Annotated in this window: 7 protein-coding genes; 4 read left to right on the forward strand and 3 right to left on the reverse strand. The window is 73.5% G+C overall.

What is annotated here, in order from left to right:
* Positions 1–239: 239 nt before the first annotated feature.
* Together ACIBH3_RS11145 and ACIBH3_RS11150 are read right to left on the reverse strand one after the other, a co-directional pair.
* Positions 240–4,250: a beta-N-acetylglucosaminidase domain-containing protein gene (locus ACIBH3_RS11145; RefSeq protein WP_396311654.1), complete on the reverse strand. Its 4,011-nt coding sequence runs from the start codon at positions 4,248–4,250 to the stop codon at positions 240–242.
* 326 nt (positions 4,251–4,576) lie between these two features.
* Positions 4,577–7,627 (reverse strand): ricin-type beta-trefoil lectin domain protein, encoded by a 3,051-nt coding sequence (locus ACIBH3_RS11150; RefSeq protein WP_396311655.1) that lies wholly within the window; start codon positions 7,625–7,627, stop codon positions 4,577–4,579.
* Between the two features lie 4 nt (positions 7,628–7,631).
* On the opposite strand from ACIBH3_RS11150, the gene ACIBH3_RS11155 reads away from it, so the two are divergent.
* From ACIBH3_RS11155 to ACIBH3_RS11170, 4 genes are all read left to right on the forward strand, one after another.
* Positions 7,632–7,790 (forward strand): hypothetical protein, encoded by a 159-nt coding sequence (locus ACIBH3_RS11155; protein ID WP_396311656.1) that lies wholly within the window; start codon positions 7,632–7,634, stop codon positions 7,788–7,790.
* 21 nt (positions 7,791–7,811) lie between these two features.
* Entirely contained in the window at positions 7,812–8,141 is a 330-nt protein-coding gene (locus tag ACIBH3_RS11160) for a hypothetical protein (protein WP_396311657.1), read from the forward strand.
* Between the two features lie 270 nt (positions 8,142–8,411).
* Positions 8,412–10,574, forward strand: coding sequence for a 4-alpha-glucanotransferase (gene malQ / locus ACIBH3_RS11165; RefSeq protein ID WP_396311842.1), 2,163 nt, complete (start codon positions 8,412–8,414; stop codon positions 10,572–10,574).
* Between the two features lie 21 nt (positions 10,575–10,595).
* Positions 10,596–10,829: a hypothetical protein gene (locus ACIBH3_RS11170; protein WP_396311658.1), complete on the forward strand. Its 234-nt coding sequence runs from the start codon at positions 10,596–10,598 to the stop codon at positions 10,827–10,829.
* 79 nt (positions 10,830–10,908) lie between these two features.
* Here ACIBH3_RS11170 and ACIBH3_RS11175 read toward each other — a convergent pair whose 3' ends face one another.
* Positions 10,909–12,120, reverse strand: a complete 1,212-nt coding sequence (locus ACIBH3_RS11175) for a S8 family peptidase (protein WP_396311659.1) — start codon at positions 12,118–12,120, stop codon at positions 10,909–10,911.
* Positions 12,121–12,327: the final 207 nt, after the last annotated feature.

Below are 12,327 nucleotides of genomic sequence, written 5' to 3' on the forward strand. Positions count from 1 at the left end.
TAACCCGCAGTGGGGCGAGTACGAGCACCATGACCATACCGACGTCCTGGGCAACCACCAGGCCCCGCCGGTACGGACGCACGCCGTCCACCCCGCCCCCGTCCGCCGCGGTGAGCACCCGGAACCGCTCTCCGCCTGACCAGACTCCACAAGGGCTTGCCCGTCATATCCCGGTACGCCTCATGGGCCGCCGGCGCACCCCGTAGCGGGAGCGCCGGCGGCCCGCCGTCTGCCGCCGGTCAGTGCGGCGGCTGCGGCGCGGCGGGCGCGGACGCGGCGGGCGCCGCGGGCGCGGTGCTGCCGGGCGTGGGCGCCGGCGCCGCGGGGGGCGTCGGCTGGCCCGAGGGCGAGGTCGCGCCCGCACCGCCCTGACCGCCCTGGCCGGGAGGTGCGGGCGCCGCGGTGACGGCGTACGTCTCGATGCCGTAGAGCGAGTACCCGAACTTGGTCGCCCGGGAGACGCCCTGCATCCGCAGGAACTTCGCCCCCGGCGCGTCGAAGCGCACCGTCTCGGTGCCGCCCTTGCCGTCGTCCACGGTGGCCACCGTCGTCCAGGTCACCCCGTCCGCCGAGGTCTGCAGCCGGTAGGAGGAGGCGTACGCGCTCTGCCAGTGGAGCACCGCCGCGCCGAGGCGGGTGGCCTGCGGCAGCTCCAGCTGCACCCAGGCGCCGTCCACCGCCGGGGAGGACCAGCGGCTCTTCGGGTCGCCGTCGGCGACCGCCTTGGCCGGGAAGGCCGGCGTCTCGTCGGCGGAGGAGCTCGCGGTGGCGCCCGCGGTGAGGTCGGCGCCGCCGGTGGGCGGCACCACGTGCACCTGGACCACCTGGCGCAGGCTCGCGCCGCCCACGGTGAGCGTCACCGGCACCTCGTACGTCCCGGTGGGGGTCTCGGCGGAGGCGGTGACCAGCAGCGGTATGCCCACCCGGCCGCCGCGCGGCACGGTGACGGGGGCGGTCGGGGTGACGGTCAGGCCCTTGGCGACCGCGGGGACCTCGGTCTTCAGCTCGCCGTTGGCGCCATCCGGCCTGACCGCCTCGACTATCGCCTTGACCTGCGCCGGGACGGTGGCACCGGCAACCGCGTCCAGTGTGGTGTCGGACATCGTCAGCCTGGCCACCGGGGTGTCCGCGTACCAGGGGATCACCTGGTTGACGACCGGCGGCTCCCCTCCGGGCTTCCAGGCCAGCCGGATCGCGTCGGCGGGCAGGCCGCCCGCGGGCAGCTCGTTGTAGCCGGGCTGGACGGTGCCGATGTCGGCCCAGCCGCCGTCCTGGCGGCGGACCTGGACGGCGGCGCTGGCCCGGACGTTCGGGTCGGTCAGCACCGTCAGCCGGTCCAGCGGCCGGGCCGCGCCGAGCTCGACGGTCATCGGTTCGTCGCCTGCGGCAGGCGCCTTGGCGGCACGGTAGGGGTGGTCGGGGCTGCCGTCCAGGACGGCGTCGGCCGAGGAACCGGGCGCGGGCGCGGGGCCGCCGGAGATGCTGGCCGGGGCGTCGTCGGGCGCCGAGACGGTGAACTCCCGCACCGCGACCGCGGTCTTCTGCGCCGAGGTGACGCGCAGCCGGACCGCGCGCACCACGGTGCCGGCGGGCACCTGGGCCGAGATCGTCTTCTGGTTCCTGACCTTGGCCAGTTCCCTCCAGCCGCCCTCGCCGGTGGAGTACTCCAGCACGCCGTCGCGGATGAAGTCGTCCGCCGCGCTGGCACTGTCGGGGCCGTTGCCCCAGGAGCCCATCAGGACCGTCACGGTGCCCACCGCGCGGCCCGCGCCGAGGTCCAGGCCCACCGCATCGCCGGGCTGCGGCGGGGCCGAGCTCCAGTAGAAGGTCTCGGCCGCGCCGTCGGTCATCAGCGCGGGCAGGTGGTCGTTGGCGGTGCCCAGCGTGCTGGTGGGCGTGACGCCGACGACGTTCACCCCGGCCCAGCCGTCGGCGGTGCGCACCGCGCGCTCCAGGAACGGGCCGAGCACGCCCGCGCCGACCGTCGCCGGGCTCTGCCCGACCTGCTCGCGCAGCTTGCCCAGCTCGATCCGGGCCTTCCACGCGGCCGCGCCGTCGCCGCCGCGCTGGGCGAGCAGCATGTCGATCGCGGACTGCCCGGCCAGGCCGTACTCGCGCAGCGGCGCCAGCCAGGGCGCCGTCTCGGTGGCCAGCGAGGAGGTCGCCCGGTTCGCCGACAGGGTCTGCGAGGCCGCCGCCATCGCCGCGAACGCCTCGCGCAGCGGCGCCGCTGCCTCCACCAGCCTGGCGACGTCGGGCGCGCTGCCCGAGGTCGGCTCGACCGCGGCCCAGAACCTGTCCAGCAGCGGGGCCAGATAGCCGGACTCCTGCTTGGCCAGCGGGGAGGAGGAGCTGTTGCCGGCCAGCGCGGTGACGGCGGCGAGTGCGGCGTCCGGGCCGGCCGCCGAGCCCGCGGTCGGGCCCGCCAGCGAGCGCAGCGCGGCCTGCCAGGACTCCTCCGGCCGGTAGCCGGCCGGGTTCCAGCCGAAGTCACCGGCCGTGGCGAGCGCGACCCGGGAGGCGACCGGCTGCTGCATGGCGCCGGTCAGCAGCACGGCGGAGCGGGTCGCGACCTCCGGGTCACGGCCGGCGTAGGCGCCGAGGTAGAGCCGGTCCGGGGTGGAGTCGTTGACCGGGTAGTTGTCCATGGTGACCAGCGGGTGCCCGTACAGCGCGCCGGTGTCGGCGGTCTGAGCCCCCGTGATCTTCTCCGGGATCACCCCGACCCCACTCCATGCCACCTGCACGGACGTCGGCAGCGCGGCGGCCAGCGCCTTGCGGTACGGCGTGGAGCCCTGCTGGTGGTACTCGGTCGGGACGACGGTCAGCGGCGCCAGGCCCGGGTGCTTGGCGATCAGCCGCTGCTGCACCTTGGCGGCCAGTTCGGCCTGCGCCTTGGCGGCGGCGGCCGGGCCGCTGCCGTACACCTTCCTGTCGCCGTCGCAGTGCCACTCGTCGTAGGAGACGTCCAGGAACTGGAGCTGGAAGGCGCCGAAGCCCAGCGCCCGGAGCCCGTCCAGCTTGGCGACCAGCGCGTCCGCGTCCTTGTCGGAGCTGAAGCAGAAGGACTGGCCCGGGTCGATCGCGTAGCCCAGCGTGATGTGGTTCTCCCGGGCCCGGTCGCCGAGCGCGCGCAGGTCGGCGGCCCTCGCGGCGGGGTAGGCCTCCCGCCAGCGGGAGAGGCGGTACGCGTCGTCACCCGGCGCGTAGAGGTAGAGGTTCTGCTTGGTGCTGCCGAGGAAGTCCAGCTGGTCGAGCCGCTGCTGCTGGGTCCACGGGGTGCCGTAGAAGGCCTCGGCGGTGCCGCGCACCGGTGCGCCGGAGGGCCAGTCGCGCAGGGTGATGCCGGGCAGGCCCAGGCTCCCCGCGTTCTGCTCCGGCACCGGCTGCGCCGTCTGCCCCTGGCCGGCCGGGACGGCGGCCAGCAGCTGGCGCATGCTCTGCGCCGCGTAGTAGGTGCCGGCCGGGTCCACGCCCGCGAGCACCACCGCGCCGTACGTCCCGCCGCCCTGCGCGGGCAGCTGGCCGGCCGACAGCACGTACCCGCCGGCCTTCAGCCCGCTCGGCGACGGCGCCGCCTCGGCCTTGCCGCCCGCGGCGACGGTGAGGTCGCGCAGCGTCTGGTCGAAGGAGGCGTCCGCGTCCTCGCCGGGCCCGCCGATGTACACCACCAGCGAGCCGGCGGCCGGAGCGGTGGCCTGCGGCGCGGGGACGACGTCGGTGGCGCCGGCGACGGCCAGCACCTCGCGCACGGCGTCCACGGCGCCGATGTCCGCCTTCGGCGCGACCACCAGGGTCACCGCGGCGGGCACCGTCACCGGCCGCCCGGCCACGGTCTGCTCCTGCGGCCGCGGGAACACCTGCGGGTTGCTGACACTGCCCAGCGGCGTCTGCGGCGCGCTGCTCACCACGTCGGCGGCCGGTGCCCCGGTCGCGTACGAGGGAGAGCTCACCAGCAGCCCGCCGACCACGGCGGCCGCCGACAGCGTCGCCGCGATCTGCAGCGTCCGGCGCCGGGGCGCCGGCGGCGCCAGCCGCTCGGCCCGCACCGACGGCAGCAGCGGCTCGGTGCCCTTGAGGTCCGCTATCAGCCGGTCGGCGGTACGGGGCGCCAGCTGACGCGCCGTCCGGGCGGTGGCACGCCGGGCGGTGAGCGCCGCCGGGTGCTGGAGCACCTCGCGCAGTGCCGGGCTCTGCTCCAACTGCTGCCTGAGCCGTCGGCCGGCGGCTACGGAAACACGGGCTTGCACAGGGCCTCCTCGCGGATGGTTGCCCAGGTCAACGGGCCGGACGCGCGGGTGTCTCCACGAGCTGCGACAGACCGGGGTACCGCGCCCCGCCACCCGCGATGCCACATCGCCGCCAAAGCCCACCAGCTGGGACTTCCGGTGTCAACGCCGGTGGCGTGAATGCCCCATTTGTTGGTCTTTGGCCGAGAGGTTGACTCCCACCCGCCAACACGCCGTCAACCGCTGTGCGGTTCCCGTACCGCGGAGCACGGCACGGGGCCCGCCGCGAATGATTCACGCGACGGGCCCCGGATCACCAGGAGGAACTGCTCAGTGCGCGGAGCGCGTCACCTGACCGGTGCCGGGATGGGGGCGGTCCGCAGATTCGGGATGATCCACTGCTGGGAAGCGCCGGAGTGGCAGTCCCACAGCTGGAGCCGGTTGCCGTTGGTCGCGTTCCAGCCGGGCAGGTCGAGACAGCGCCCCGAAGCCGGGTTGTAGATCCAGCCGGCGGCGGTCGGAACCCACATCTGGGACGTGCTGCCGTTGCAGGAGTGGTACTCCGTCGGCGTCCCGTTGCCGGTGCCCGAGTTCTGCGCTGTGAGGCAGCCGCCGAGGACCCGGACGGTGCCGTCTCCCGCCAGCGAGAACTGCTGCGACGTGTCGCCGTGGCAGGCCCAGAGCTGGATCGCGGTGCCGTCGGCGGTGCCGAAGCCGTTGTCGTCGACACACATCCCTTGGTTCACGCCCGAGGCGATGGTCCCGGTGGTGCCGTTCGCGGTCGGGGAGACCGCGAACGGATAGACGGTGGTGGCGCTCACGCTGCCGTCGAACGACGAGGACGCGGCGCCCTGGTACCGGTAGCGGCCCAGTTCGAAGGCGTGTGTGGGGGCGCTGCTCTGGGCGGCGGTGTGGTAGCCCGTGCCGGCGAGAATGCCGTCGACATACAGGGCCATCAACCCGCTGAGCGCGTTGTAGGAGGCGGTGACCTGGGTCCAGACACCCACCCGGGAGGCGGAGTTCGGGTTGATGAGGTCGGTGTACTGGTATGACCAGCCGTCGTCGTCGGCGTAGCTCAGCGCGAAGCGCCAGGCCTTGCCGCCGCCGTCGTTGTAGAGGATGAAGTCGCTGCCCCGGTTGCCCTGCTGGCTGGCGACCACACCGCCGGCGGCACCCGTCTTGACCCACGTCGAGATGGTGAAGCTCTTCCGGGTGTCGATCACCGGGTTGTTCATGGTGATGACGGAGCCGCTACCCGGGGAGAACGTGGCCACGGTGGCTGCCTTGCCGCCGGGGGAGTCCGAGGTCCAGCTGACACCGGAGGCGGTGCCGGCGAACCGGCCCTGGTCGTCGGCGACGGTGTTGCCGCCGTCCGGGGCGGCCAGCCAGGAGGCGGTGGGCCGGTTGAGGTTGCTCAGCAGGGCCGGCTGAGCCGCGAGTCCCGTGACGGTCGCTCCGGTCGCGGTGCCCTCGGGCGCCTTGGTCCCGATACCGGTCCAGGACACGAGCTGGCTGCCGGAGTCGACGCCCCACAGGTCGGGCACGCCGTCGCCGGTGGTGTCACCGACGGAACCGACGGTGGGGTAGAGCCGGGGGTCCACGCCGCCCGCGATCGAGCCCTTGGTCGGATCGGTGAAGCCGGACAGGTCGGGTGCGGTGGCGGTGCCCGTGATCGCGAAGGCGTGCACGCTGCCGTCCTGCTTCGAGCGGGCCCAGACGCTCGGCTGATCGGTGCCCTTCGTCGGGCCGGGGGTGATCAGGTCGTAGGAGTTCCAGAGCTGGTCGTTGCCGGACAGCAGGACGGCGGGACCGTCGAGCTTCTTCGGGCTGGTCGAGGTGCCCAGCCAGAGCCTGCCGTTCTCGATGAAGAGCAGCGAGGTGCGGGGAAGCCCGTAGGTCCCGGCGCCGGTCTTGATGGCCGAGTCACCGGAGTACGAGCCGAGGGCGGCGATCTGGCTGACCTTGGACCAGTCGGCGTCGCGGTAGCCGTAGTCGGCGCAGCTGATCTCGGTGAAGTCGGACTTCAGACAGCTCGCCGGCTTGTCGACGGAGACCGCGGCCTGGCTGTCGAAGCGTCCGTTGCGGTCGTTGACGTACAGGTAGAGCTCCGGCGCGTACGTGCCGTCGGCCAGCCGCTGGTGGGCGACCAGGTCGTCGACCGTCGCCTCGCTCAGCGAACCGCGGTGGGTGATCTGGACGTTGCTCCAGCCGTTCCCCCCGGGCGCCGACGAGATCCGGGCGTTGGGCGCCGTGTACGGGTCGCTGCCGCCGCCGATCAGCCGCAGGTTGCCAGAGCCGTCGGGAAGCAGGATGTCCGACTTCCTGTCGCCGGTGATGTCACCGAGGATCGGCTTCGGGCCGTTGGGGTTGGACGGCGCGTAGTAGCTGTAGGAGACCGGCTGGGACATGTTCCCGGCGTTGTCCTGGGTCTGCAGGAAGAGGAAGTTGGTGCCCCAGTGCGCCGGTGCGATCTTCACGTCCACGGATCCGTTGTCGATCCGGACGATGTGGCTGTCGGTGTCGGTGCAGTGCCAGCCGGTGGCCGCCGCCTGGATCGGGTCGGTGGTCCAGCGGGCGCAGGCGAGGCCGGAGGAACGGCCACCGGTGGCCGGCGCCGGGTCGGTGCCGGTGAGGGTGAAGGTCCCCTCCTCGTTCTCGAACTTCGGGTGGCCCCCGAGGGTGCCGGACTCAGGGAAGTCCGCCGAGGTGACCCGGGCGGTCGGCGGGGTCCGGTCGATGCGCAGGAAGCACATCTCGGTGGACGGGCTGCCGAGGGTGCCGTCGCTGGTGCTGGCCGTCCAGCCGTACTGGTGACCGTCGATCAGGGGACCGACGCTGGCCGTGACATCACCGGAGCTGCTGCCCCAGCCGGGCTGGAAGTACTGCGACTGGCCACCGTTGTCGTCGTCCCAGAGCTTGAAGGTGGTCCAGAGTTGCTCGCCGGTCGGCGAGTTGGTCCGCGCGGTCAGGGTGATGTCGGTGTTGACGCCGATCCAGCCGGGGTTGTCCCACGGATTGGTGGTGCCGGGCGTGGAACAGGGGTTGTACGAGCCGTCCCTGGCGAAGGCAGGAGCGGGGTTGGCGCGCGGCCACCAGGTGCCCGGGGCGATGTCGTAGGTCACCACGACGTGCGGGTTGTTGGCGAACCGCTGGCGGTAGTACTTGTTCTGCTCGTCGTCAGGGGCGAAGCCGAAGGTGAAGGAACCCCAGTGCCCGGACGCCGCGTCGCGCATCTGGCTTGTGACGTCGTACTCGATGCCACCGGTGCCCGCGACCCAGTTGCCGCCGATCTTGGCGCAGCCCTGCATGGTGGAGCCGGTGCCACAGGGCTGGGCGTTCCACCGGGTCCACGTGTTGATGTCCGGGTTGGCCGAGGTCCCCGTCCAGTACAGGCCCATCGGCGTGGAGGTCGACGGGCTGGAGGACGAGACGATGTTGGCGTACAGCTTCGCACCGAGAACGGTGGTGTTCCAGATCTGGGAGTTGATGCCGACCTGGAAGTACGCTCGGGTGCGGCCCGTCTCCGGGCACGGGTTGGCCGAGTTGATGTACCCGCAGTAGCCGGCGGCCGGCTTGTCCTGGTTGTACGACGTGCTGTTGTACTGCCGGCTCTCGGGGAAGTACTCCTGGACCTGGGTGGCTATGAGATCTTTCTCTGTTCAAGGCCGCACGTTCGCTGCTCTGATCATCTTGAGTGACTACAACGACTTTGACGCCATGGAAGTCGTCGAGACGATCGACGGCGTGCGTGGCGAGCGCCTTCTGGAGTTCAGGCTTTACGCTCACTCGGCTTGCCTGAGCACCCTCGGTCCGGAGGTCGAGATCCCTCTGCTCAGGGCTTCCACGGAGATCTTCCGGGAGGAGTTCCTAGAGCCCAGACAGAAGGCGGGCCTGCCTTGCCCACCGTGGTAGTCGCCGGCGCTCACCCGTAGAAGCCGCCCCCGAGTTCGTGCTCGGGGGCGGCTTGGGCGTTCTGTGCGCCGTCGTGAGCGGCCGGGAGCCCGTCGTCCCGGATGCGGGTGCTTCACCCGTACCGGGGCACCGGGGTGGTGGGGTCGTGTCGTGCGGGGTCGGGGGTGGCGGGCGCGGGTAGGACTGTGGCTGTCGCGTTGGGCGTCGTCGAGAGCGCAGGAGCCGCGAGTGGCCGCATACCTGGACCGTGATGAAGCAGGCAGCCGGCAGGTGCCGGCGCAGGACGCCCCGCCGCCGCCACCGGAGTTGGTGGCGCTGGCGCACGCGCACGGGGTGGACAGCAGCTACGACCCCGGCAGCGGGCCCGTCCCGGTGGGCGCGCACACACTGGTCGCGGTGCTCGCCGCGCTCGGGGTGGACGCCACGACGCCGCAGGCCGTCCGGGCGTCGCTGGAGCGTCACCGGGCCGAGACGGCGGCGCGGTTGCTGCCCCCGTGCGTGGTGGTCCGGGCCGGGCGGCGCACGGCGCTGGACATCCCGGGCGACGCCCGCCTGAGCGTGGAGCTGGAGGACGGGGGCGTCTGGGAGCTGGCGCCGGCCCGCTCGCACTGGCTGCCCGCGGACCTGCCGCTGGGCCGCCACCGGCTGCGGGTGACGGCCGGTGAGCGTTCGGCCGAGGCCCCGCTGATCGTCGCGCCCGCCCGGCTGCCCGGTCTCCAGGGCCGCAGCTGGGGCTTCCTCGCGCAGCTGTACTCCGTGCTGTCCGAACGATCCTGGGGGATGGGCGACCTCGGGGACCTCGCCGAGCTGGCCCAGTGGGCGGGCGCCGAGCTCGGGGCGGGCTTCGTCCAGATCAACCCGCTGCACGCCGGGCTGCCCGGAGTGCCCTCGGACCCTTCCCCCTACCGTCCCTCCTCGCGCCGCTTCGCCGACCCGGTGCACCTGCGGATCGAGGCCGTCCCCGAGTACGCCTACCTCGCGCCGGAGCAGCGTGAGCGGGTGCAGGAGTGCGCCCGCCGGGCGGCCCTGCTGCGCGAGGAGGTGCTGCACCACGACGGCCTGATCGACCGGGACGCCGTCTGGGCGCTCAAGCGCGAGGCGCTGAAGGTGCTGCACCTCGTCCCGCGCGGACCGGGGCGCGAGGCCGTGTACCGGGCGTACGTGCGCCGCGAGGGCGCCTGGCTGGAGCGGCACGCCGTCTGGTCGGCGCTGGCCGAGCAGCACGGCAGCGACTGGCACAGCTGGCCCAAGGGCCTGCGCCGCCCCGACAGCCCGCATGTCGCCGGCGCCAAGGCCGACCTGGCGGAGCGGATCGAGTTCCACCGCTGGCTGGCCTGGCAGGTGGACGAGCAGCTCGGGCAGGCCCAGCTCGCCGCCGAGCGGGCGGGCATGCCCGTCGGCCTGATCCACGACCTCGCCGTCGGCGCCCACCCGCACGGCGCCGACGCCTGGGCACTCCAGGACGTCCTCGCCACCGGCATCGCCGTCGGCGCCCCGCCCGACGCCTTCAACGCCCACGGCCAGGACTGGGGCCTGCCACCCTGGCGCCCCGACGCCCTCGCCGTCGCCGGCTACGCGCCGTACGCCGAACTGCTGCGTTCGGCCGCGCGGCACGCCGGGGCGATCCGGATCGACCACGTGATGGGCCTGTTCCGGCTCTGGTGGGTGCCGGCCGGCCACCCGCCCACCGAAGGCGCGTACGTGCGCTACGACGCGGAGGCGATGCTCGGGGTGCTGGCACTGGAGGCGCACCGGGCGGGCACGGTGGTGATCGGTGAGGATCTCGGCACCGTCGAGCCCGGGGTGCGCGAGGAGCTGGCCGCCCGGGGGATCCTCGGCACCTCGGTGCTCTGGTTCGAGCGGGACTGGCAGGCGAAGGGCGAGATCCTGCCGCCCGAGCGCTGGCGGGCCCGGTGCCTGGCCACCCTCACCACCCACGACCTGCCCAGCACGGCCGCCCGGCTGACCGGTGAGCACGTCGAGCTGCGCCACCGGCTCGGCCTGCTGGCCCGGGCACTGGGCGAGGAGCAGGCGGAGGCCGCCGCCGAGCTGGCCGACTGGCGCGCCGAGCTGGCCAGGCTGGGCCTGCTGGCGCCGGGCGAGCCGCTGGACGAGCGGGCGCTGCACCGCTTCCTGCTGGCGACCCCGGCCGAGCTGGTCGGCGTCTGGCTGCCCGACACGGTCGGTGACCCGCGCCCGCAGAACCTGCCGGGCACCTGGGACCAGTACCCGAACTGGCGGCTGCCGGTGGCGGACGGCACCGGCGAACCCGTCACCCTGGACCAGGTCGCCGCCGCCCCGGGCGCCGCACGGCTGGCCGGGCTGCTGGCGGACCTCTCGGCGGGGCTGCCGGCCGGGCGGGCGGCGGGGCGGGAGACGGAGCGGCCCGCGGACCGGCCCGAAAGGCCGACCCCGGCGCGCGGCGGCAGCTAAGGGGCCGGTACCTTGGGAAACGTGGACAAGAGGAACGCTTTGCGCGCTGGTGCGGTCACCGCAGCGGCCACGCTGATGATGCTGATGACGTCGCCCGCCATGGCCCTGATCAGTGACGACGGCGACGACCCGGGCCCCGGCCTGACCGTCGCCCAGACGCTCGGTCTCTACGTCGGGATCCCGGTCGCCTCGTTCCTGATCATCGCCGGCCTGGTCATGCTGCCGTCGTGGATCGGCAAGGACAAGAAGAGCTAGGGGCCTGCGGGCCCGTCGCCTCACACCGCTGCCCCGCCGGCCACGAAGGCCGGCGGGGCAGCGGTGTGTGCGCCGGTGGTTAGAGGCCGCCGGTGTGGAGCAGCAGGTTGGGCGAGCCCTTGGAGACCTTGAGGACGTCCTTGGTGGCCTGCTCGGCGAGCCAGGTGGCGACCTGCTCGGAGCTGGCGTTCGGGTTCTTGGCCTTATAGAGCGCCGCGACGCCGGCCACGTGCGGGCTGGCCATCGAGGTGCCGTCCAGGGCGGTGCCGCCGCCGCCGAGCTTCGCCGAGACGATGGCCTTGCCCGGGGCGTAGAGCCGCAGGCAGGTGCCGTAGTTGCTGAAGTCGGTCTCCTGGTCGAACCTGTCGGTCGCACCGACGGTCACCACGCGCTCGGCGCTGGCGGGGGAGACGCCGCAGGCGTCGACGGCGTCGTTGCCGGCCGCGATCGCGGGCACGACGCCCTTGTCCGACACCGCGTTGGCCGCCGCGTTCACGGCCAGGTTCTTCGAGCCGCCGAGCGAGCCGTTGAGCACGGAGCCCGCCTTGGCGTTCTGCCCGACCCAGTCGAGACCGGCGATGATCCCGGACCAGGTGCCCCTGCCGTCACAGCCCAGCACCCGGACGCTGACCAGGGACGCCTCGCGCGCCACGCCGTAGTTGGCGCCGCCCACCGTGCCCGCGACGTGGGTGCCGTGCCCGTTGCAGTCCGCGCCCTTGCGTCCGTCGCTCATCGCGTCGTACCCGAAGGCGGCCCGGCCGCCGAACTCGCTGTGCGCGTAGTCGATGCCGGTGTCGACCACGTAGACCGTGGCGCCCTTGCCGGTGCCGGCGACGTTGAACTGCTGGTTCAGCGGCAGGTACGGCTGGTCGATCCGGTCCAGGCCCCAGCTGGCCGCGGCCACCCGCCGGCCCCGGGCGGTGGTGGGCGCGGTCTCGGTGGCCGGGGTGGCGGAGGCCACGCCGTCCTCCTCGACGGCCTCGACGTCGGGCAGGTTCCGCACCGCGGTCAGCTGGTCCGGGGTGAGCTGGGCCGCGAAGCCGTTCAGCACGGACGAGTAGGTGAAGAGCGGCTCGACGCCCGGTAGCGCCTGCTGCGCGGTGGCGGCGGGGTCGACGTCCTTCTTCAGGGTGACGATGTACTGGCCGGGTACGGCGTTCGCCGATCTGTGCAGGGGGGCCGGGCTGGCCCGCTGGGGTGACGGGCTGCCGGTGGCCGCGGCGGCCGGCGCGGCGGCGAGCGGGACGATCAGGAGGAGAGCGGCGGACGTGCGGCGCGCGGACAGTCGCATGTGAGGCTCCGTTCGGGACGAGGGGGTGGCCGTCCGGGGCAGGGGCAGCCCCGTAAGTACGATCACCTGATCCTTCGTCTGTGGAGATCCGGAGCTTGAGTCCTGCCACTCGATCGGAGCAGGACGGCCGCACGCCGAAGGGGCGGACTCCCGCAGGAGCCCGCCCCTTCGACCGCGCTTCAGCGCCGCGGCGTCGGCCGCCGCGGC

Source organism: Kitasatospora sp. NPDC050543 (assembly GCF_044457565.1).
Classification (GTDB): domain Bacteria; phylum Actinomycetota; class Actinomycetes; order Streptomycetales; family Streptomycetaceae; genus Kitasatospora.